Origin of the sequence: Streptococcus sp. Marseille-Q3604, from assembly GCF_916619785.1 — a bacterium.
Classification (GTDB): Bacteria; Bacillota; Bacilli; order Lactobacillales; family Streptococcaceae; genus Streptococcus.
Genome location: NZ_CAKAKM010000003.1, coordinates 56,211 through 78,828 on the forward strand (window position 1 = coordinate 56,211; position 22,618 = coordinate 78,828).

At 39.9% G+C, this 22,618-nt stretch carries 22 protein-coding genes, 3 tRNA genes and 1 other RNA gene; 23 read left to right on the forward strand and 3 right to left on the reverse strand.

The window, feature by feature from the left end:
• Positions 1 to 50: 50 nt before the first annotated feature.
• From LG375_RS09685 to LG375_RS09750, 14 genes are all read left to right on the forward strand, one after another.
• Positions 51 to 599 (forward strand): hypothetical protein, encoded by a 549-nt coding sequence (locus LG375_RS09685; RefSeq protein WP_107372754.1) that lies wholly within the window; start codon positions 51 to 53, stop codon positions 597 to 599.
• A 4-nt stretch (positions 600 to 603) separates the two neighbouring features.
• Complete coding sequence (locus LG375_RS09690; RefSeq protein ID WP_107372761.1) at positions 604 to 1,131, forward strand: hypothetical protein; 528 nt, start codon at positions 604 to 606, stop codon at positions 1,129 to 1,131.
• 91 nt (positions 1,132 to 1,222) lie between these two features.
• Positions 1,223 to 3,679 carry a DNA topoisomerase IV subunit A gene (gene parC / locus LG375_RS09695; RefSeq protein WP_225745721.1) on the forward strand — a complete coding sequence of 819 codons (2,457 nt, stop codon included), beginning with the start codon at positions 1,223 to 1,225 and terminating at the stop codon, positions 3,677 to 3,679.
• 159 nt (positions 3,680 to 3,838) lie between these two features.
• On the forward strand, positions 3,839 to 4,867 hold the full coding sequence (locus LG375_RS09700; protein ID WP_256263069.1) for a branched-chain amino acid aminotransferase: 1,029 nt from the start codon (positions 3,839 to 3,841) through the stop codon (positions 4,865 to 4,867).
• Between the two features lie 117 nt (positions 4,868 to 4,984).
• Positions 4,985 to 5,215 (forward strand): DUF2969 domain-containing protein, encoded by a 231-nt coding sequence (locus LG375_RS09705; RefSeq protein ID WP_060775851.1) that lies wholly within the window; start codon positions 4,985 to 4,987, stop codon positions 5,213 to 5,215.
• A 60-nt stretch (positions 5,216 to 5,275) separates the two neighbouring features.
• A tRNA-Tyr gene (locus LG375_RS09710) sits at positions 5,276 to 5,356 on the forward strand.
• Between the two features lie 68 nt (positions 5,357 to 5,424).
• Positions 5,425 to 5,496, forward strand: a tRNA-Gln gene (locus LG375_RS09715).
• A gap of 120 nt (positions 5,497 to 5,616) precedes the next feature.
• Positions 5,617 to 6,819 carry a 30S ribosomal protein S1 gene (rpsA, locus tag LG375_RS09720; RefSeq protein WP_003094841.1) on the forward strand — a complete coding sequence of 401 codons (1,203 nt, stop codon included), beginning with the start codon at positions 5,617 to 5,619 and terminating at the stop codon, positions 6,817 to 6,819.
• A gap of 68 nt (positions 6,820 to 6,887) precedes the next feature.
• Positions 6,888 to 6,959: transfer RNA gene (locus LG375_RS09725), tRNA-Arg, on the forward strand.
• Positions 6,960 to 7,212: 253 nt separating this feature from the next.
• Positions 7,213 to 7,562: a transfer-messenger RNA gene (ssrA, locus tag LG375_RS09730) on the forward strand.
• Positions 7,563 to 7,607: 45 nt separating this feature from the next.
• Positions 7,608 to 8,228: a DUF3862 domain-containing protein gene (locus tag LG375_RS09735; protein ID WP_002885892.1), complete on the forward strand. Its 621-nt coding sequence runs from the start codon at positions 7,608 to 7,610 to the stop codon at positions 8,226 to 8,228.
• A gap of 82 nt (positions 8,229 to 8,310) precedes the next feature.
• Positions 8,311 to 8,994 (forward strand): TVP38/TMEM64 family protein, encoded by a 684-nt coding sequence (locus LG375_RS09740; protein WP_073686444.1) that lies wholly within the window; start codon positions 8,311 to 8,313, stop codon positions 8,992 to 8,994.
• On the forward strand, positions 8,972 to 10,207 hold the full coding sequence (locus LG375_RS09745) for an aminoacyltransferase (RefSeq protein ID WP_080611478.1): 1,236 nt from the start codon (positions 8,972 to 8,974) through the stop codon (positions 10,205 to 10,207). The genes LG375_RS09740 and LG375_RS09745 overlap by 23 nt, the downstream gene beginning before the upstream one ends.
• Before the next feature lie 97 nt (positions 10,208 to 10,304).
• A complete protein-coding gene (locus LG375_RS09750) occupies positions 10,305 to 11,267 on the forward strand; it encodes a Gfo/Idh/MocA family protein (RefSeq protein WP_021144497.1) in 963 nt (320 codons plus the stop codon).
• A 45-nt stretch (positions 11,268 to 11,312) separates the two neighbouring features.
• On the opposite strand, the gene LG375_RS09755 is transcribed toward LG375_RS09750, so the two are convergent.
• From LG375_RS09755 to LG375_RS09765, 3 genes are all read right to left on the reverse strand, one after another.
• The gene (locus LG375_RS09755; RefSeq protein WP_002885967.1) at positions 11,313 to 11,615 is read right to left on the reverse strand and encodes a DUF1827 family protein; all 303 of its coding nucleotides are present in this window, start codon (positions 11,613 to 11,615) and stop codon (positions 11,313 to 11,315) included.
• Positions 11,616 to 11,624: 9 nt separating this feature from the next.
• Complete coding sequence (locus LG375_RS09760; protein ID WP_084914834.1) at positions 11,625 to 12,083, reverse strand: NUDIX hydrolase; 459 nt, start codon at positions 12,081 to 12,083, stop codon at positions 11,625 to 11,627.
• A 142-nt stretch (positions 12,084 to 12,225) separates the two neighbouring features.
• Positions 12,226 to 14,496, reverse strand: a complete 2,271-nt coding sequence (locus tag LG375_RS09765) for an ATP-dependent Clp protease ATP-binding subunit (RefSeq protein ID WP_225745722.1) — start codon at positions 14,494 to 14,496, stop codon at positions 12,226 to 12,228.
• A 242-nt stretch (positions 14,497 to 14,738) separates the two neighbouring features.
• On the opposite strand from LG375_RS09765, the gene argF reads away from it, so the two are divergent.
• The 9 genes from argF (at position 14,739) to LG375_RS09810 (ending at position 22,615) form a co-directional block, all read left to right on the forward strand.
• The gene (gene argF, locus LG375_RS09770; RefSeq protein WP_038675579.1) at positions 14,739 to 15,719 is read left to right on the forward strand and encodes an ornithine carbamoyltransferase; all 981 of its coding nucleotides are present in this window, start codon (positions 14,739 to 14,741) and stop codon (positions 15,717 to 15,719) included.
• A gap of 68 nt (positions 15,720 to 15,787) precedes the next feature.
• Positions 15,788 to 16,018, forward strand: coding sequence for a DUF1797 family protein (locus tag LG375_RS09775; RefSeq protein ID WP_002885970.1), 231 nt, complete (start codon positions 15,788 to 15,790; stop codon positions 16,016 to 16,018).
• A 313-nt stretch (positions 16,019 to 16,331) separates the two neighbouring features.
• Complete coding sequence (locus tag LG375_RS09780) at positions 16,332 to 17,012, forward strand: amino acid ABC transporter permease (protein ID WP_002890385.1); 681 nt, start codon at positions 16,332 to 16,334, stop codon at positions 17,010 to 17,012.
• Entirely contained in the window at positions 17,012 to 17,746 is a 735-nt protein-coding gene (locus LG375_RS09785; RefSeq protein ID WP_073686440.1) for an amino acid ABC transporter ATP-binding protein, read from the forward strand. The genes LG375_RS09780 and LG375_RS09785 overlap by 1 nt, the downstream gene beginning before the upstream one ends.
• A gap of 171 nt (positions 17,747 to 17,917) precedes the next feature.
• On the forward strand, positions 17,918 to 18,394 hold the full coding sequence (locus tag LG375_RS09790) for a ferrous iron transport protein A (protein ID WP_064523218.1): 477 nt from the start codon (positions 17,918 to 17,920) through the stop codon (positions 18,392 to 18,394).
• Entirely contained in the window at positions 18,391 to 20,529 is a 2,139-nt protein-coding gene (feoB, locus tag LG375_RS09795; protein ID WP_225745723.1) for a ferrous iron transport protein B, read from the forward strand. The genes LG375_RS09790 and feoB overlap by 4 nt, the downstream gene beginning before the upstream one ends.
• 17 nt (positions 20,530 to 20,546) lie before the next feature.
• Positions 20,547 to 20,687, forward strand: coding sequence for a FeoB-associated Cys-rich membrane protein (locus LG375_RS09800; RefSeq protein WP_155211674.1), 141 nt, complete (start codon positions 20,547 to 20,549; stop codon positions 20,685 to 20,687).
• 149 nt (positions 20,688 to 20,836) lie between these two features.
• Positions 20,837 to 21,613, forward strand: a complete 777-nt coding sequence (locus tag LG375_RS09805) for an alpha/beta fold hydrolase (RefSeq protein WP_225745724.1) — start codon at positions 20,837 to 20,839, stop codon at positions 21,611 to 21,613.
• A 147-nt stretch (positions 21,614 to 21,760) separates the two neighbouring features.
• The gene (locus tag LG375_RS09810) at positions 21,761 to 22,615 is read left to right on the forward strand and encodes a bifunctional methylenetetrahydrofolate dehydrogenase/methenyltetrahydrofolate cyclohydrolase (RefSeq protein WP_080610357.1); all 855 of its coding nucleotides are present in this window, start codon (positions 21,761 to 21,763) and stop codon (positions 22,613 to 22,615) included.
• Positions 22,616 to 22,618: the final 3 nt, after the last annotated feature.

The window sequence follows — 22,618 nt, forward strand, 5'->3', positions numbered from 1 at the left end:
TTATTAACTATTTGCAGAGTCATTGACTAGAAATCAATGGAGGTAGATAAATGGATTTTAATGTTATCGATTACCTAGCTTACCATGCAGATGTAGCTGTTCCGGCTATTATTCTTATGGTTATTGTTTCTACCATATACTTAATTTTTTATGGCATACGACCTATAAAAACACGCTTTTTGATCCTTTTTCTCCTATCTATAGTTTCCCTCATAATCTTCTTGGTGGATAATCCTCTCTATTCTTATTTTGGTAGTCCATACTCAGGTTTATTATTTGTTTTTTACTATATGTTGGTCTTTTCAGTGTTTTATGTACCATTCTCGCTAATAGCTTTTATAAAAAGTCTTCTACATTTAATACGCTTTCAAACCAAATATTCAATTTTACTAGTTATTAATAGTTTCTTTGCTACATTACTGGCTTTCCTCAACCTGCTCTTTTTACAAGGGTCTTTGGGATTTCTCCCTGCTTCATCTATGTACCTTATTTTTCTTCTCCTAGCGATAATTGGTATTGTTCAAACTATAATAGGAGGAAAGGAAAATGAAAAAAATAAAGACTATATTGCTAAGTCAGGAAAAGACAGTATGAGGTAAACCTATGTTATCTAAGGTATTAAGTTTTTTACTTTACTATCCTCAAGTAGTCCTTCCTGTTTGTGGGGGAGCAATAGCTTATTTAAGCGTTTATAAAAAGAGGCCACTAAAAACACGCTTTTTAACCCTGCCTATACTAGTAGTGATAACCTTCCTTCTATCTTTGATAGATAATCCCTTCTCAGATAGAACATACTCAGGTTTGTTATTTGTTTTCTATAATGTGTATGTTTTTACTCCTTTAAGTGTTGCTTGTAGTATCACATCTCTTTTAAAAAGTATCTATCATTATAAGCTATTCCGTATGCCATTAGCTCTAGTTCTCGTGATCAATGGCTCCATAATGACCGGTCTAACAATTTTAAACCTTATTTTATTCTTTGGGGAACTTTCTACTTCATTGACACTATCTTGTGTATCTTTCATTTTAATTGCGATAAGCACAGTGGTTCAATTTGTGATTGGTGAAATAGAAACTAGGAAGGTGAAAACCATTCTTCTACAGTTACAAAGTCAAGGAAAGACATTGTAATCAGAGGTGTTGCAGTGAGGTGGGGGAGCTACTATTTGTCTTTTATATTATTTCAAATCATTACTTAAACTAAAAAATAAAGAGAAATCTTATGTCTAATATTCAAAATATGTCCCTTGAGGACATCATGGGGGAGCGTTTTGGACGCTACTCCAAATACATTATTCAGGAGCGTGCGCTTCCTGACATTCGTGACGGTTTGAAACCCGTTCAACGTCGTATTCTTTATTCCATGAATAAGGATGGCAATACCCATGACAAGGGCTATCGTAAATCTGCCAAATCGGTGGGTAACATTATGGGTAATTTTCACCCACATGGCGATAGTTCCATTTATGATGCCATGGTGCGTATGTCTCAGGACTGGAAGAATCGTGAAATCTTAGTTGAAATGCATGGTAACAACGGTTCTATGGATGGTGATCCACCAGCGGCTATGCGTTATACAGAGGCGCGCTTGTCAGAGATTGCTGGCTACCTTCTTCAAGATATTGATAAAAACACCGTTCCTTGGGCTTGGAACTTTGATGATACAGAGAAGGAACCAACCGTTTTACCCGCCGCCTTTCCAAACCTCTTGGTTAATGGGGCTACAGGGATTTCTGCTGGTTATGCCACAGACATTCCACCACATAATCTGGCAGAGGTCATTGATGCTGTTGTCTACATGATTGATCACCCATCTGCTAAACTGGATAAATTGATGGAATTCTTGCCTGGCCCAGATTTTCCAACAGGGGCTATCATTCAGGGTAAAGATGAGATTCGCAAGGCTTACGAAACTGGTAAGGGCCGCGTCGTTGTGCGTTCACGTACTGAAATTGAACAACTCAAAGGTGGTAAGGAGCAAATCATTGTTACTGAAATTCCTTACGATGTTAATAAGGCAGTTCTTGTTAAAAAAATCGATGATGTTCGTGTCAATAACAAGGTTCCTGGCATTGCAGAAGTTCGTGACGAGTCTGACCGTACGGGGTTGCGTATTGCTATCGAACTTAAGAAGGATGCTGACAGCCAAACCATTCTTAACTATCTTTTGAAATATACGGATCTTCAAGTCAATTACAATTTTAACATGGTAGCTATCGACAATTTCACTCCACGTCAAGTGGGCTTGCAAAAGATTTTGTCTAGCTACATTGCCCACCGTCGCGATATTATCGTTGCCCGTTCAAAATTTGATAAGGAAAAAGCTGAAAAACGTCTTCATATTGTTGAAGGGTTGATCCGTGTCATCTCTATTTTGGATGAGGTTATTGCCCTTATCCGAGCTTCTGAAAATAAGGCAGACGCCAAGGAAAATCTTAAAGTCAGCTATGATTTTTCAGAAGAACAGGCCGAAGCTATCGTGACCTTGCAACTTTATCGTTTGACCAATACGGATATCGTTACTCTCCAAAATGAGGAAGCCGATTTACGTGAGCAGATTGCGACCTTGGCTGCCATCATTGGAGACGAGCGTACCATGTTTAATGTCATGAAACGTGAACTCCGTGATATCAAGAAGAAATTTGGTAATGACCGTCGTTCAGAGCTGCAAGCGGAAACCAAGACCATTGAAATTGATACCGCAAGTTTGATTGTTGAAGAAGAAACCTATGTCAGCATCACTCGCGGTGGCTATGTCAAACGTACTAGCCCACGTTCTTTCAATGCTTCAACGATTGATGAAGTCGGAAAACGTGATGATGATGATTTGATTCTGGTTCAGCAGGCTAAGACGACACAGCATCTCTTGATGTTCACTAACCAGGCCAATGTGATTTATCGTCCAATCCATGAGTTGCCAGATATTCGTTGGAAGGATTTGGGAGAGCATTTATCACAAACCATCACTAATTTATCTAAGGATGAAGAAGTGCTTTACGCCGAAATCCTGGATGATTTTGAAGCTGGTACTTACCTAGCAGCTACCAAGCTGGGTCAGATTAAACGTTTCGAACGCAAGGAATTTACGCCATGGCGTACCTACAAGTCTAAGTCGGTTAAATACGCTAAACTCAAGGATGATAGTGATTGTGTTGTCACAGTCACCCCAATTCAATTGGATGATGTCATGATTATCACTCAAAGAGGTTATTCCCTTCGCTTTAACGCGGACGAGGTACCAGTTGTTGGTGCCAAGGCAGCAGGTGTTAAGGCAATCAATCTTAAGGATGATGATATCGTTCAGGCTGTTTTTGTGGCAAATACTCAAAGTTTCTACCTTCTAACACAAAGAGCCAGTCTCAAACGTGTGGCTACAGCTGATATCCCACAGGCTAAGCGAGCTGGTCGAGGTCTCCAAGTTCTTCGTGAGCTTAAGACGAAACCACATCGCGTCTTTACGGCTGGTCCAGTCTTTACAGAAAATTCTGGTGGTGAGATAGATCTTCTAGCAACACCAGCAGAGGAGACTCCTCAGACCTTGCTTGTGACAGCCACGACAGGCGAAACGGCAGAGGTTGATTTGTCCCTTCTAAATCTTTCAGACCGTACTAGTAACGGTAGTTTCATTGAAGGATTAGCAGACAAAGAAGTCTTTTCTGCCAAGATTATTGAAAAATAAAGATAAAAAAGCTTTGTTCTCTTACTAGAGAGCAGAGTTTTTTTCTTTAAGAGACTAAAGAACTGTTTTAAAAAGAATTGTCAGAATTTTGCAACACAACCTTGAAATTTTCAATGAAAAGGACTATACTAGGAAGCACATAGTAACAGAAAAGAGGACATACACATGACAGTTGATTTAGACTGGGAAAATCTAGGATTTAATTACCGTAAACTTCCATTCCGTTATATCTCATATTTCAAAGACGGTAAATGGGACGAGGGGCAATTGACTGAGGATGCAACTTTGCATATTTCAGAAGCATCTCCAGCCCTTCACTATGGTCAAGAAGCTTTCGAAGGACTCAAGGCTTACCGTACTAAAGATGGCTCTATTCAATTGTTCCGTCCAGATGAAAATGCCAAACGTTTGCAACGTACTGCTGATCGTCTTTTGATGCCACAAGTTTCTGTCGACAAATTTGTAGATGCATGTAAACAAGTTGTGCGTGCCAATGAAGAATACGTTCCACCATATGGTACAGGTGCTACACTTTATCTCCGTCCACTTTTGATTGGGGTTGGTGATATTATTGGTGTGCATCCAGCAGATGAGTATATCTTTACTATTTTTGCTATGCCAGTAGGTAACTACTTCAAGGGTGGTTTGGCTCCAACAAACTTCCTTATTCAAGATGATTATGACCGTGCTGCGCCACATGGTACAGGTGCTGCTAAGGTTGGTGGTAACTACGCAGCAAGTATGTTGCCAGGTAAGATTGCACATGACCGTAACTTCTCTGATGTTATCTACCTTGATCCAGCAACTCACACTAAGATTGAAGAAGTGGGTTCTGCAAACTTCTTTGGTATCACAGCTGATAACGAATTTATTACACCACTCAGCCCATCTATCTTGCCATCTATCACCAAGTTCTCATTGCTTCACTTGGCTGAAAATCGCTTCGGTATGAAAGCTATCCAAGGTGATGTTAAGATTTCTGAATTGGATAAATTTGTTGAAGCAGGTGCCTGCGGTACAGCTGCCGTTATCTCACCAATTGGTGGGGTACAACATGGTGATGACTTCCATGTCTTTTACTCAGAAACAGAAGTAGGTCCTGTAACACGTAAACTTTATGATGAGTTGACAGGTATCCAATTTGGTGATGTTGAAGCACCAGAAGGATGGATTGTCAAAGTTGACTAATTCTTAATAGTAATTGATTATTTTAAGGCTTGCTCTTGCAAGCTTTTTTCTTTTTCGGTAGAATTAAGGAGATACATTAAGAAAGGATGGCTCGAGCCAAGTATCGGGTATAAATCTATGAGTAAAAAAGATAAAAAAATTGAAATCCAAATTAATGATGCCAAAGTAGTCGTCAACAAGGCAACCATCGAAGGTTTTGAACTTCTTGTTGGCAAGAAAGTGATTGGACAAATTGTGGAAATTGATAGTAAGTTTGCCGTTGTTGATAAGGAAAATGTTGCAGGTTTCCACAAAAAAATGGATGATGCAGTAGCTGCCATTATTGAATCGTACAATCTTAATCATTAAAATCCAAAGTAAAGGCTTGCTTTGGTCAAGAAACTGTGATATACTATTTCTTGTTCTTAAGGAGAGATAGCGAAGAGGCTAAACGCGGCGGACTGTAAATCCGCTCCTTCGGGTTCGGGGGTTCGAATCCCTCTCTCTCCATGTCTAAGAAACTGAATCGGGATAGTCGATGTCAAGTACTTAGATGTTTTTTTATAGCATTTTGCTATTGGGGTATAGCCAAGCGGTAAGGCAAGGGACTTTGACTCCCTCATGCGTTGGTTCGAATCCAGCTACCCCAGTAAAAGGTATCGGGTGCATTGGCACCGTCTATGTTAACCATTGTCTTTGCGGGTACCTTTAAAAATATATTGTTATCAAGGGTCAGAATTGGCTGGCTCTTGTTGGAGGATCTTTTTAGAATGAACGAATTTGAAGAATTGCTAAACAGTGTTAGCGAAGTTAACACAGGTGACGTTGTAACAGCTGAAGTTATCTCAGTAGATAATGATCAAGCAAATGTTGTTATCGAAGGAACTGGTATCGAAGGTGTTTTGACACGTCGTGAATTGACAAACGACCGTGACGCAAACGTTGCAGACCTTGTTAAAGTTGGTGAAACACTTGAAGTGCTTGTTCTTCGTCAAGTTGTTGGTAAAGATACTGATACTGTAACTTACCTTGTATCTAAAAAACGCTTGGAAGCTCGCAAAGCTTGGGATAAACTTGTTGGTCGTGAAGAAGAAGTTGTTACTGTTAAAGGAACACGCGCTGTTAAAGGCGGACTTTCAGTTGAATTTGAAGGTCTTCGTGGATTTATTCCAGCTTCAATGATCGATACTCGTTTTGTTCGTAACACTGAACAATTTGTAGGTCAAGAATTTGACGCTAAAATTAAAGAAGTTGATCCAGCTGAAAACCGTTTCATCCTTTCACGTCGTGAAGTTGTTGAAGCTGAAGCTGCAGAAGCTCGTAAAGAAGTCTTCTCTAAACTTGAAGTTGGTTCAATCGTAACTGGTAAAGTTGCTCGTTTGACAAGCTTCGGTGCTTTCATCGACCTTGGTGGTGTTGACGGACTTGTTCACGTGACTGAATTGTCTCACGAACGTAACGTTTCACCTAAATCAGTTGTATCTGTAGGTGATGAAGTTGAAGTTAAAGTTCTTGCTATCGACGAAGAAGCAGGACGTGTATCACTTTCACTTAAAGCAACAACACCTGGACCATGGGATGGCGTTGAACAAAAACTTGCTGCTGGTGATGTTATCGAAGGTAAAGTTAAACGCTTGACTGACTTCGGTGCTTTCGTTGAAGTATTGCCAGGTATCGATGGACTTGTTCACATCTCTCAAATTTCACACAAACGTGTTGAAAATCCAAAAGATGTTCTTTCAGTAGGTCAAGACGTTACTGTTAAAGTTCTTGAAGTAAACGCTGATGCAGAACGTGTATCACTTTCTATCAAAGCTCTTGAAGAACGTCCAGCTAACGCTGAAGGCGAAAACAACGAAAAACGTCAATCACGTCCACGTCGTCCAAAACGTCAAGAAAAACGTGACTACGAACTTCCAGAAACTCAATCTGGATTCTCAATGGCGGATCTTTTCGGAGATATCGAATTGTAAGATAGAAAAGAGGCATGGAAACATGTCTTTTTTTCTATTTTAGAATATGCTATAATAGTATACTGTTAGCACCCTTAGTGTAATGGATATCACGTAAGATTCCGGTTCTTGAGATAGGGGTTCGATTCCCTTAGGGTGCAAAAAGAAAAAACGTTGAAAGATTTGTTCGCTCAACGTTTTTTTAGTTGCTAAGTTTTAGTGAAATTATTATGTAAAATCTTTTAGTGTTGAAAGGAAAAACGCAAACATACAGATGAATGGCTACTAGCTTATCCTAAAATCAAAGTTGACTACTGTATTAGCGTCTCTATAGTGGATTTATTGGGAGAGACAGTTTGGCTAATCTTTTGCAATTTATTAAAGAATTTGATATAATACTCAGTATCTCATATTGGGGTCGTTACGGATTCGACAGGCATTATGAGGCATATTCTGCGACTCGTGTGGCGACGTAAACGCTCAGTTAAATATAACTGCAAAAAATACTAATTCTTACGCTGTAGCAGCCTAAACACCTGCTCGCGTGACTTCTAGCAGATTGCTTATGTTTGTTTAGAGGTTTTATTGATTTATAAGCTACGTTTGACTATTGCCTAGCTGGTTGAAAAGAGATTTATAGGCTCGCAGATAGAAGGCTTGAGTTATGTGTCGTCTATCTGTTAAATGAAAGACATAACCTATGGTTGTAGACGAATATGTTGGCAGGTGTTTGGACGTGGGTTCGACTCCCACCGGCTCCATAAAAACCAGAGGCGTCAGCCTTTTATTTGTATATATAGGAATTTATTATGAAAAAACTTTTGTCTTTGACCGTTTTAGGTCTCTCACTTTTTACTCTAGCTGCTTGTGGAAAATCTTCGTCTAAGACAGAGACGAAGGGATCTTTGGATAATGAAGCCTCTAAGATTTTAACCGTTAAGCATGGGAATGTTCGCCAGAACTTTGATAAGATTACCATGGCAAATGCTTCTCAGGAATTTTCAGGAGGCTCAAATCTTGATAGCTTGAAGGGTTGGTTTGGTGAACCTTCATCAACGAGTCAGGAGCAGGCAGGAGATGCTAAGCTTGATGTTTATAATTGGCAGTATGACAATGTTGTTGTTACAGCGAAACTCTTTAACAATAGCACTGTGGTTAAGTCAATTTCAAACTTTTCTTACGTCCGTGATCCTAAAATCACACTGAAGATGTACGAAAATCTCAAAAATGGAACTAGCTATGACGATGCTGTCAAAACGCTTGGTACACCTGATGTTTATTCGATTGCAGTCTCTTCAGATGCAACAATGACACAAGCGCTTTGGTCTTCGAACCTTGTTGCTAAGAAGGGTGAAACAGGTAGCCTTACCCTTAACTTTAAAAATGGTGCCTTGGAAAACAAGTCACAAGCAAATTTGATTAATAAGTAATCGCAGTAAAAGATGCCTTTCTAAATCAATGAAGGCATTTTTTTGTTATAATAAAAGGAGCGATTAAAATTATGGAGATGTAATGACCAAAAAAAGACTATTTTTTATAGGGATAGCCGGTTTAATACTGGTATTCTTATGGCCTCTTTTAAATAACTTCATCCCCTTAATCAAGGAATGGACCAACGCTAAGCATGATCAAGCCTTTTTAAGAGAAGTTTTTAAGCAGGCTAATTTCCAAAATGCACTGATCCTTCTTAGTCTCATGATTCTGTCATCGGCTATTCCTGGAGTTTCAAGTTCTATTTTTTGTATTTTTGTTGGGCTACTCTATGGCCCTTTGCTTGCGATTCCGATGAATATTATTGGTAATACTTTTGGGAATTTGACTAGTTTTGAAATTCTGAGAAGACTTGAAAAGCCAGAGAAGTCCAAACGCATGGAGAAACTTCTAAACTATATTGAGAACTTTAAGCATCGCTTTATTGGGATTTCACTGGCCTTCTCTATTCCATTTATACCATCAGCTCTGGTCAATTATGCTTGTGTTCAAATGAATTTACCCACAAGGACGAGGATTTTGGCGATACTTATTGGAGTGACGCCAGTATCGATTGTTTATGCAGTTAGTGGAGATTTGTTGCTTAATATCCGTCCAATCCGAATGCCATTAGTGGCAGTACTTGCCATCTTGCTTTTTATCTCACTCGTCATTTACTTTATCCATTTTAGGAAGGAAAAAAATGAGCTTCATTCAAGTAACTAAAGAAGAATTTAACACACATGCTCAACAAGTGTCTGAGCGTTCTTTTATGCAAACTGAGGAAATGGCTAAGCTTCTTGAAAAACGTGGATTTAGCATTAGCTATGTCGCTTGGAAAGAAGGAGACCAGCTAGAAGTCTCAGCAATTGTCTACAGCATGCCTATGACTGGTGGGCTTCGTATGGAGGTGAATTGTGGACCGATTCACTCAAATACAGCTCATCTAAGCGACTTTTACCAAGGTTTGAAGGATTATGCTAAGGAAAATGGTTCTCTTGAACTATTAATCAAACCTTATGATACTTATCAAACTTTTGATAGTAATGGTGAACCAACTAGTGATGAGCAGAAGCAATTGATTAGTCAATTGACTGATTTAGGCTATAGCTTTGATGGTTTACAGACAGGCTATCCTGGTGGTGAACCTGACTGGCACTATGTGAAGGATTTATCAGGGATTGAAGAAAAAGATCTCATCAAATCTTTTAGTAAAAAGGGAAAACCTCTGGTTAAAAAAGCCAAAACGTTCGGGATTAAATTAAAAAAACTGAAACGTGATGAGTTATCCATTTTTAAAGAAATCACTTCAGCGACCTCTGATCGTCGTGAGTATAGTGATAAATCGTTGGATTATTATCAAGACTTTTATGATGCTTTTGGTGACAATGCTGATTTTATGGTTGCTACCCTGAATTTTCAAGATTACTATGACCATTTGGAAAGTGATCAAGCTAAATTGGGGGCTAGAATTGTTAAACTCCAGGCTGATTTAGAGGCTAATCCAAAGTCTGAGAAAAAGCAAAACCAATTGAGAGAACTATCAAGTCAGTTTGAGACTTTTGATGTTCGTAAGGGAGAGGCAACTGCCTTTATCGATAAGTATGGTCAGGAAGACATTGTTCTGGCTGGAAGTCTTTTCGTCTATACCCCTCAAGAAGCTGTTTATCTCTTTAGTGGATCTTATCCTGAGTTTAATAAGTTTTATGCGCCAGCGCTCTTGCAAGAGTATGTGATGACACAAGCTATCAAACGTGGTATTACTTTCTATAATTTCCTTGGGATTATGGGGATTTTTGATGGTTCAGATGGAGTTTTGCGATTTAAACAAAACTTTAATGGTTACATTGTTCGCAAGATGGGAACCTTCCGCTATTATCCACAACCGCTTAAATACAAAGCGATTCAAGGAGTTAAGAAACTGCTTGGACGTTCTTAAATTTTAGAGGACTTCGATTTGAGTCCTCTTTCATTATAAGTCTCTATATGGGCTTGGACCATTGTAAAGAGAGATTAGAAATTAAGGAGGTAAGTTGATGAAACTTGCACTATTGGGTACAGGAATGATTGTGACAGAGGTTCTTCCTGTGTTAACTACTATTGAAGGAATTGAGCTTAAAGCTATCATGTCGACACCACGATCACTTGACAAAGCTAAAGCTTTAGCTAAGCAATATGGTTTGGCTCAGGCGACTAGTGATTATGAGGAGATTTTGTCCAATCCAGAAGTTGATACGATTTATGTGGGAACGCCCAACCATACCCACTATGATTATGCTAAGAAAGCACTTTTGGCCGGCAAGCATGTTATTTGTGAGAAACCTTTCACCTTACATTTGGAAGAGTTTGAAGAGCTGGCTAAGCTTGCGCAAGAAAAAGAGCTTCTCTTGATGGAGGCTATTACCAATCAATATTTGGCTAATTTTACAGCGATTAAGGAAGCCTTGTCTGATATTGGAGATATTAAGATTGTGAATATCAATTATTCTCAATATTCTTCACGTTACGATGCCTTTAAGCGAGGAGAGATTGCTCCTGCCTTCAACCCTGAAATGGGTGGGGGAGCACTTAGAGATCTTAATATCTATAATATCCATCTCCTGGTTGGTCTCTTTGGTAAGCCTAATCGTGTGGAATATCTACCTAATGTGGAGCGAGGAGTGGATACGTCAGGAATTCTAGTTTTGGACTATGGTCACTTTAAGGCTGTTGCCATTGGAGCTAAAGACTGTAGTGCCGAGATTCGTTCAACTATTCAAGGAGATAAGGGAGCTATTACCATTTTTGGTGCAACCAACACTCTCCCTGAGATTGGCGTCACCCTCAATGGTCAGAAAGAGAGAGTCGTCAATCTCAATAGTCTACAACATCGTATGCATGATGAATTTGTGGCTTTTGAAAAGATGGTGGCGACCAAGGATTTTGACAGTGTTGCCAAGCAGTTGGAACATAGTCGTCAGGTTATGGAAGTTCTGGATCAAGCTTCGAAAGCTTTGTAACATACAAAAAAACAAGCAGTGGTATTAGCCATTGCTTGTTTTGTCTTATACAGTTGTTGGGAATGAGATCTCAATCAATTTGTCAGTGTGTACTGTTCTGAGTTTGTCCATCAAAACGATATCCTTGTCGATTTTTCGTTTGAGGAAGAATTCACGGATAACTTCTAATTCATTGTCTTTAACAGCACGGTGTTTATTTGAAATCAAGAGTTCATAATGCTTAGGTGCTTGTGTAAAGACAACATCAGTATTCCCAGCAGAGTAGGTCTCTACGAGAAAGGCATCCGTGTTGTCTAGTTGGTTTTGAACGAGTTCTTGGTGTGTACGGGTCGTATTAATGAGTTTCATAGTTTCCTCCTAAGATTTGCTAGTTGTTATGTTGCTTGCTTTCCATTGTTCGATTCCCCATTTATGGCTGCCACGTTTAAGTTTAGCAATGGCTTCATCAATTGGAAACCAGGCCAGGTTATTGAAATCTTCGAGAGGTTTGCCAATTTTTGAAAAATCTACAACTTCATAAATATAGGCTGGATTGTAATAGTAAGTGTCACGGTGGCTTGAATAGAAGTATTCATCAGCCTGGCCATAGTACTGGCCTAAAGTGGCTGTAAACCCAAGTTCTTCAATCAACTCGCGTTCTAATGCGCTATAGTGATCCTCGCCTGCTTCGATTTCTCCACCTGGGAGAAACCAAGCTCCGTTAGGAGCCTGGACTAAAATAATCTTTGTCTTTTCTTGGTTAGGAATCACAGCATAAACACCGTAACGTGTTTGATAATGAGCTCCCTCAACCTTGTCACCAAATGTTGGATTCATGAGTTGCTCCTTACGTTTATTTGCCTATATTATACTAAAATTTTGCTCATTTTCCTATTGATTTAGGCAGAATTAGGGATAAATTTGAAAATAGGAAATGAAAAGATAAATAAACCAAGTCGTAATGACTTGGTTTATTTGTTTAATCAGATTCTTTTGCTGCCTCAGCTTTTTGAGTAGCTTTTTCGGCTTTTTTAGCAGACTTAATGGTAATGTGGCCTTTTGAAGTCATGACTGCCTTGAGATCTTTTTCGTTTGGATTTTCAAGGTAGAAGTCGGTAATAGCATCTTCAATGTGATCTTGGATGGTACGACGTAGTGGTCGAGCACCCATCTTAGGATCGTAACCAAGGTCAACCAATTTTTCCTTAACTTTCTCAGTTACACTGAGGTGGATACCGTTATTAGCCAAGCGTTGGTTGACATTATCAAGCATGAGGTCCACGATAGTGAGGAGATTTTCCTTGCTAAGGGCAGAGAATTCGATAATACCGTCAAAACGGTTCATGAATTCAGGGCTGAAGAAATCTCCAAGCTGGTTAAGCACAGAATTGGTACGATTTTCACGGGCAGCTCCAAAGCCAACGCTAGCTTCTACTTTACCTGTACCAGCATTTGAAGTCATGATGATGATGGTATCCTTGAAACTTACAGTTCGCCCTTGACCATCAGTCAAGCGACCGTCGTCAAGAACTTGGAGGAACATGTGAAGAACGTCTGGGTGAGCTTTTTCAACCTCATCTAGAAGAATGAGTGAATAAGGATTACGGCGGACTTTTTCAGTTAACTGACCAGCTTCGTCGTAACCGACATATCCTGGAGGGGCACCGACTAATTTGGCAACGGCGTGTTTTTCCATGTATTCTGACATGTCGAAACGAATCATACTGTCAGCTGAACCAAAGAGTTCAATCGCCAATTGTTTAGAGAGCTCAGTTTTACCGACTCCTGTAGGACCTACGAAGAGGAAGCTACCAATTGGGCGGTTTGGAGCACCCAATCCAACACGATTACGGCGGATAGCTTTAGCAATCTTATCAACTGCAGCATCTTGTCCGATAACATGTGATTTAAGATCATCGGCAAGACTAAGAAGTTGTGATTGTTCTTTTTCTTTCAAATCACCGACAGGAATATTGGTTTTTTGTTCCACAATAGCTTCGATATGTTTTTCGGTGATGACAGGCATATCCTGGTCTTTGATGGTTTGCTTTTGCATTTCCTTGTATTTGGCAATTTGGTCACGGAAATAGGCAGCCTTTTCAAAGTCCTCGTCACGAGTAGCTTGAGCCTTGAGGTTTTCAGCCTCAATCAAACGTTTGTCGATATCTTTAGGATCAACAAAGTTGAGGGTCAAGTTCATCTTCGAACCAGCTTCATCAAGAAGGTCGATGGCCTTGTCTGGTAAGAAACGGTCTTGAATGTAGCGGTTGGACAATTCTGCAGCTGCAGTAATCGCTTCGTCCGTATATTTGACGTGGTGGTAGTCTTGATATTTAGGCTGAATCCCACGCAAAATAGTGATGGTTTCCTCAACAGTTGGTTCGTCAACCTTAACTGGTTGCATACGACGCTCAAGGGCAGCATCTTTTTCGATGATGCGGTATTCGTTGAGTGTTGTTGCTCCGACCAGTTGTAGTTCCCCACGAGCAAGGGCAGGTTTTAGGATGTTTCCAGCATCCATATTGCCATCTCCAGCATTACCAGCTCCTACGATTTCATGGATTTCATCGATAAATAGGATAACATCCTGACGTTGACGAATTTCTTCCATGAGTTTTTGCATGCGTTCTTCAAATTGGCCTCGGATACCAGTCCCTTGAACCAAGCTGACCACATCAAGACGGATGACTTGTTTACCTTGGAGTTTTTGAGGAACACTACCATCTACAATTTTTTGAGCTAGACCTTCAACGACAGCAGTCTTACCGACACCGGGTTCACCGATGAGAACGGGATTGTTCTTGGTACGGCGGTTAAGAATTTCGATGACACGAATGATTTCCTCATCACGTCCAATGACTGGATCGATGTCTCCACGACGAGCGATGTCAGTGATGTTAATGCCGAACTCTTCAAGAAGACCTTGTGGCTGTTGAGGAGCTTGTTGGCGTGGTCCTCCTGGACGGCCTGGCCCTTGTGTATTGCCACCGTTTCCTCGGTTACCACCTTCTTGTGTTGGAGGTGTATTGGGAAGATCACCGTTAGAAGAACGGAAGTTATTTAGGTCGCTGAAGAAATCATCGAAGAAGCTGGAACCTCCAGTTTGATTGAATTGATTAAGGGGGTTCTCTGGGTCAGATTTCATGATTTTATAACAATTTTGACAGAGGTCAACTTGTTGCTGATTACCATTTACATTGGTATACAAATGAATACTAGCTTCATTAAGGTTACAGTTTTGACAGAGCATATCAGTACCTCTTTTCTATCTGAATTGGGAAAGACCTTTGTTGAAAATATTCTTGGTCAAAAAAGGTCAAATCTATGACTCCATTATAGCATGCGGGAGATAGATTGCAAGTAAAAAGCATCTAGGTTTGGCACTCTATTGGCAGGAGTGCTAACGTTGAATTTTAATTCAAAATCACTTGTTTATTATGTATAAATATTATATAATATTTTTATATTATTCAGAACGAAAGAGAGATACCTATGACACAAGCTAAATCCTTTTTGAAAGAAATCGACTTTACTAAGCAGGAACTCGAGGAGTTAATTGATTTATCTATAAAATTTAAACAGTTAAAGAAGGAAAGAATTCCGCATAAATATTTAGATGGCTTAAATATTGCCTTGATTTTTGAAAAAACATCTACCAGAACTCGCTCAGCTTTTACAGTGGCCGGTCAGGACCTAGGTATGAATGTGACCTACCTTGGTGCTGGAGACATTCAGTTGGGTAAAAAGGAATCTGTAGTTGATACGGCTAAGGTTCTGGGATCTATGTTTGATGGAATCGAGTACCGTGGTTTTAAGCAAGAAGATGTCGAGGAATTGGCTAAGTACTCAGGTGTTCCGGTCTGGAATGGTTTGACGGATACCTGGCATCCAACGCAAATGATTGCGGATTTCATGACTTTGAAGGAGCGTTTTGGTAGTTTGGAAGGCTTGACCATCGCCTATATTGGAGATGGTAGAAATAATATGGCCAACTCACTTTTGGTCACTTCGGCTATTTTAGGCGTTAATGTCAAGATTATTGCCCCAGAGGTGCTGCAACCTGAAGATGAGATTGTAGCCCTAGCTCAGAAACATAATAATGGTGCCGATTTAACCATTACAGATGATATTTCAGAGGTCAAGGGAGTGGATATGCTTTATACGGATGTCTGGGTATCTATGGGTGAAGAAGTAGACTTTAAATCTCGTATTGATTTACTCCTGCCTTATCAAATTAATGCAGACCTACTTGCCAAGACGGAAAATCCAGATGTCATCGTTATGCACTGTCTCCCAGCTTTTCATGATCTCAATACCCAAATTGGGCAAGAAATCTATGACAAATATGGTTTGGCAGAATTAGAAATCACCGATCAAGTCTTCCAAAAATACAGCGATATCATCTTCCAAGAAGCTGAGAATCGTATGCATTCTATCAAGGCCATTATGTACAATTCCTTGAAAAATATCTAAAATTCCCCCATTTTTCCCATAAGTGTGATAAAATAAGTAAGAAATACACAATTAATAGGAGAAATAACATGGAATCACATTTGGTGAGAATCATTAACCGTCTTGAAATGATGGCGGCTGATGGTGGTAATTTGAAACGTAATTTTGAACGTGAAGGAGTGGTTGTTGCCGAAGTATCATTTAGCAACGATCCTGAAAATGGTCCAGTTTTCACATTGCGTGACGTTGAAGCGCGTGAATCTTATTCATTTGATAGCATCGACTTGATTGCAATGGAAATCTACGATTTGCTTTACTAATAAATTATTTTGGAACTTTACAAGGTCCCAAAAGTCAGAATGCCTGAAACTCGATAGTTTCAGGCATTTTTATCAGGATGAAAGCATGGGATGATGCTTGTATGGCTTGTCAAAACAGGTAGTGTTTCAACTCATTGGCAAAGCTTTTGGCGTGGTGTCATCTTGGAAATACATGAGGTGTCTTGCTTGAGAGATTTGATAGCGATGTCTATAACTTAGTTTTTATACTGAAATATCGCATTTATAAGAAAATACTTTATTTTTATACAGTCTTCTGATATAATATTGAAGAATATTAGTAAGGAGTATCTAGATGAATTTTTCATTTCTACCGCAGTTTTGGTCTTACTTTAACTATGGTGTCTTAGTAACAATTATGATTTCGGTCTGTGTGGTCTTCTTCGGAACCATCCTTGGGGTTTTGGTATCCTTGGCCAAGCGTTCTGGAATCAAACCTTTGGAGTGGCTAGTAAGCCTTTATGTTTGGGTTTTCCGTGGGACTCCTATGGTTGTGCAGATTATGATTGCTTTTAACCTCATCCACATGAACCTTCCAACTGTGCAGTTTGGGATTTTAAACCTTGATTTGTCACGTATCGTTCCGGGTATTATCGTCCTTTCTTTGAACAGTGGTGCTTATATTTCTGAGAGCGTACGTGCAGGTATCGAGTCTATTCCTAAAGGCCAGATTGAAGCAGCCTACTCACTTGGTATCCGTCCATGGAATACCATGCGTTATGTGGTCTTGCCTCAAGCTATTAAAAATATCTTGCCTGCCTTAGGTAACGAGTTTGTCACTATTATCAAGGATAGTTCGCTCTTGCAAACCATCGGGGTTATGGAATTGTGGAATGGTGCACAAACTGTTGCAACAACGACCTACTTGACTTTGACGCCGCTCTTGTTCGCAGCCTTCTATTATTTGATTGTAACAACAGCTATGACGGCACTCTTGAAACAAATGGAACAACGACTTGGGGAGGGACGTAAATAATGGCAAAAACAATTATTGAGATTAAAAATCTTCACAAGTATTTTGGTAAGAATGAAGTTCTCAAAGGGATTGATCTAGATATTAAAAAGGGTGAAGTAGTGGTTATCATTGGTCCTTCAGGATCAGGAAAATCAACTTTCCTACGCTCAATGAACTTGCTTGAGAAACCTACAAAAGGCGTTATTTCTTTTGAAGGTGTGGATATTACAGATAAGAATAACGACATTTTCAAGATGCGTGAAAAAATGGGAATGGTTTTCCAACAGTTTAACCTCTTCCCGAACATGACAGTTAAGGAAAATATCACCTTGTCACCGATTAAAACCAAGGGTGTTTCAAAAGCTGATGCGGACGCGAAAGCTATGGAACTTTTAGAAAAGGTTGGCTTGAAAGATAAGGCAGATGCCTACCCAACAAGTCTATCTGGTGGTCAGCAACAACGTATTGCAATCGCACGTGGTTTGGCTATGGATCCAGATGTTCTCTTGTTTGACGAACCAACATCAGCCCTTGACCCAGAAATGGTTGGTGAAGTTCTTGCAGTTATGCAGGACCTTGCTAAATCAGGGATGACAATGGCAATTGTTACCCACGAAATGGGCTTTGCTTATGAGGTGGCTGATCGTGTTATCTTTATGGATGGTGGTGTTATTGTAGAAGAAGGAACACCACAAGAGATTTTCGATAATACTAAGGAAGATCGTACTAAGGATTTCTTGAGTAAGGTTTTGTAAGATATTCATTAAGTATGTATACATTGTTTGTGAAGGCTGGAACTTTTCCGGCCTTTTCTTTTTGTGTTCTGCTTTTCTAGAATTATTCTTGTTTAGGATAATTTTGCGGAAAAGATGGATAAATATGCTATAATGATGCCATATCAAAAATAATAAAGTAGGTCAAGAAATATGCTCATATATGATGCGGCCTTAAAAACGCCTTACCGGATTCTTGGCATTAACCTCCCTAAGGATAGTCTTTTGCACTTATCTAACCTAGGGCTGGCTGCCGGTGAAATGATTGAGGTGGTAACTAAGACCAAGAACAGTGCTATTATTATCGTGAAGGGGAGTCGCTTAGCCTTTGATGCTTCGATTCTAGATAAGATTGATTTGGCACCTGCAGAGGAAGATCAGGAAAAGATACCTCTTTCTGAATTACCAGTTGGACGTTCGGCTATCGTTACTGATATTTTTTCAGCAAATGAGACCAAACGGCGTCTTATGGATATGGGAATTACAAAGCGTACTCGGGTCTTATTGCGTAAGGTAGCCCCTTTGGGAGATCCTTTAGAAATTAGCTTGAGAGGGTATGAATTAACCCTACGCAAGTCGGAAGCGCAAATGATTAGTGTGGTCATGCTGGACGAGGGAGAGGAAAAATGACAGAAATTTCATTAATAGGTAATCCTAATAGTGGTAAAACCAGTTTATTCAACCTGATAACAGGGACCAATCAGCGTGTTGGTAACTGGCCGGGTGTTACTGTAGAACGAAAAAGTGGTCTGGTCAAAAAGAATAAGGATTTAGAAATCCAGGATTTACCAGGGATTTACTCAATGTCACCCTATAGCCCTGAAGAAAAGGTAGCGCGTGACTATTTGTTGAGCCAAAGGGCCGAAAGTATTCTAAATGTGGTTGATGCGACTAATTTGGAGCGTAACCTTTATCTGACAACGCAGTTGATTGAGACAGGTATTCCAGTCACTTTAGCGCTTAACATGAGTGATGTTTTAGAGGCTCAGGGAAAACAAATTAATGTTGATAAATTATCTTATCATCTAGGCGTCCCAGTAGTAGCTACTAGTGCTCTCAAGCAAACTGGTGTGGATCAGGTAGTGAAGAAGGCAGCCCATACGACGACTTCTACAGTCGGTGATATTGCCTTTCCAATTTATGATGATAAATTAGAAGCTGCTATTTCACAAATTTTGGAAGTCTTGGGAAATTCGGTGCCGCAAAGGTCTGCGCGTTTTTATGCCATTAAACTTTTTGAACACGATGCTTTAGTTGAGGCTGAGCTAGACTTGTCCCCATTCCAACGAAAAGAAATCAAAGATATCATTCGTATCACTGAGGAAGTTTTCACTGAAGATGCGGAGTCAATTGTCATTAATGAGCGTTATGCCTTTATCGAACGTGTTTGCCAGATGGCTCAAAGTCATACGGAAGATTTTGCCCTGACCTTGTCAGATAAGATTGATAGGATTGTTACCAACCGTATTTTGGCTTTACCAATTTTCGCAGCAGTTATGTATTTGGTTTATTTCTTATCTATCCAAACTGTTGGAACCATGTGGACAGACTGGGCTAACGATGTGCTTTTTGGTAAGTATGTTCCAGATTTGGTAACTTCTGGTCTTGACTTTCTTCAAGTTCAGGACTGGCTTAAGTCTTTGATTATTGATGGTATCGTCGCTGGGATTGGGACAGTACTAGGATTCCTTCCTCAAATTTTTGTGCTCTTTATCTGTTTGGGTGTGCTTGAGGACATTGGATATATGAGTCGTATTGCCTTTGTTATGGACCGTATTTTCCGACGTTTTGGGCTTTCTGGAAAATCCTTTATTCCCATGTTGATTTCGACAGGTTGCGGGGTTCCAGCGGTTATGTCTAGTCGAACTATTGAAAATGAAAGGGACCGTCGCATTACCATTATGACGGCAACCTTCATGCCTTGTTCGGCCAAGTTAGAAATAATTGCCTTGATTGCTGGAGCTTTCTTCCCTAGTAACTCATTAGTAGCACCAAGTACTTATTTTATTGGGATGGCTGCCATTATCTTATCAGGTATTGCCCTCAAAAAGACGAGTTTTTTGGGTGGCCTAACCAGTCCGTTTATAATGGAATTGCCTGCTTACCATTGGCCTAAAGCCATGTCAGTTTTGCGCTATGCCTTTGGTAAGGCTATGAGTTTTGTCAAACGTGCGGGAACCATCATTTTCAGTTTGACAGTTCTTATCTGGTTTATGTCTAACTACAACTTTACGCTACATACGGTAGATACGGAAGCCAGCATTTTGGCGACTCTCGGTAGGAGTTTGTCTTGGATTTTTGATCCGCTTGGATTTGGAAATTGGAAGGCAACAGTTGCGGCTCTTACAGGCTTAGCTGCCAAGGAGACTGTTGTTGCCACCTTTGGTATTCTCTATCATAATAGCAGTGAAGCTGGTTTAGCTGAGGCTTTACGAGGAGATTATTCTTCCCTAGCAGCTTATTCCTTCTTAGTCTTTAATTTACTTTGTGCCCCATGTTTTGCGGCTATTGGAGCTATTAAGCGAGAAATGGCCAATCTTAAATGGACAGTTGGTGCTATCGGTTTTCAAACAGGCCTAGCTTATTGTGTGAGTTTAATTCTTTATCAGTTTGGCCAAGTTATCCTATACGGCAAGTCAATGACAATTTGGACTTTTGTTGCTTTCTTGCTGTTAGTGACCATGATTTATTTTGTGGTTCGTAAACCACGTCAGATTAAGGATCAAATCATTAGCTTAGAGAATCTTCAAGAAGCCCATATTTAGGTTTAGGAGGAATTGTTATGTCAACGTTTATCATTGCCTTCATTATTTTTGCTTTGGCTGGTCTTGGCATCCGTCACTATATCAAAGGAAAAGGTTCTTGTGGCGACTGTGAGTGTTCTTGTCCGGTTAAGGAAGAAATGCATAAGGTTAATCGCTAATAATATATAGAAAAATGGTCTCTTAAATGAATAAGAGACTATTTTCTTACGATTGTAAGAAATGTATAAAGGTATCTAGGTTGGAAGTATGATACTATAAGATAGATAAATAATCTAAATTTTTAACAAAAAAGGGAGATGTATAAGGAATGGTTTTGAACAGAGAGATTGTCCTAATTCATGGGACCTGGTGTGATGGCAATGTTTGGGGAGAATTTGCGACAGGTCTACGTCAAATGGGATACAAGGTGCATACACCTAGCTTTCGTTACCATGACCTACCTTATCAAGAGTGCCTAGCTAAAGTTGGGACTGTTACCCTGCAGGACTATCGAGATGATTTAGTGGCTTTGATTGAAAGTCTAGACCAACCACCACTCATTTTAGGGCACTCTTTAGGCTGTCTGGTGGCTCAAATGGTTGCTGAAAAGACAGAAGTTGCTGGTATGATTCTCATGGGACCTGCTCCGACAGCAGATATTTATGCCTTTTATCCAACCATGTTAGCTTGTTTTGGCAAACACTTTTTACGCTGGGGGTTTTGGAAAAAAGCCATGCCCCCTTATAAAAAGGAGTTTTTCAAGTATTGCATGAATGAACAAGAGGAAACTTTGAAAGAGGAAGTTTTTGCTGGTCTGGTTCCTGAATCAGGAAAAGTTTATACTCAGATGGCTCTTCATTGGTTTGATAAGACAAAGGCAGCTTATGTGGACTTTAGTAACATTTTATGTCCTGTTCTCGTCATTTCAGGAACCAAGGATAAGATGACTCATCCTAATATTGCTAGAAGAACAGCTAAGAACTACCGTGATTCTGTTCTCGTTTCCTTAATAGGTGCAGATCACATGTATGAAAGTGGCAAATACCAGCAGAAGACCTTGAAGGTTATTAAGGGTTGGAGCCAGCAAAATGATTTTGTGGATTAGTCACGAAAGATAATCAGAAGAAGTTGGAAGGCAATTCCAGCTTTTTTAGTTTTCACTTGAAACGTCTTTTTGAAAATTTAGAAAATTTAGTCACAAAGAGTCCTCACTATGGTATAATTGAAAAAAAGTATGTATTGGAGAACACCCATGGCGATAATAATGGATGGTAAGGCCCTAGCTGTTAAAATGCAGGATCAATTGCAAGAAAAGGTAGCACGTCTAAAAGAAAAGGAATGGATTGTGCCAGGACTCGTGGTAATCATGGTCGGTGATAACCCTGCCAGTCAGGTTTATGTGCGAAATAAGGAACGTGCTGCTAAAAAGGCTGGCTTCCATAGTCAGACGGTCAATCTTTCTGAGAGTATTAGTGAGGAAGAGTTGATTGAAGTTATTGAGCGCTATAATCAGGATCCACTTTTCCATGGTATCTTGGTTCAATTGCCACTGCCGAATCATATTAATGAAATGCGTATTCTTTTGGCTATTGATCCTAAAAAAGATGTCGATGGTTTCCATCCTATGAATACTGGTAATCTTTGGAATGGTCGCCGTCAAATGGTGCCTTGTACACCGGCTGGGATTATGGAAATCCTTCGTGAGTACAATGTTGAATTGGAAGGTAAGACAGCAGTTATCATTGGACGTAGTAATATTGTTGGTAAACCTATGGCTCAGCTTCTTCTAGAAAAGAATGCTACAGTTACCTTGACCCACTCACGAACACCGCATTTGGCTAAGGTTTGTAGCAAGGCAGATGTCTTGATTGTAGCTATTGGACGTGCAAAATTTGTAACAGAAGAATATGTCAAAGAGGGTGCTGTTGTCATTGATGTGGGAATCAACCGTGATGAAGAAGGCAAACTTTGTGGTGACGTTGATTTTGATCAAGTGAAAGATAAGGTTGGCATGATCACGCCTGTTCCAGGTGGTGTAGGCCCTATGACTATTACTATGTTGATGGAACAGACCTATCAAGCTGCTCTTCGTAGTGCGAAAGGATAGTTT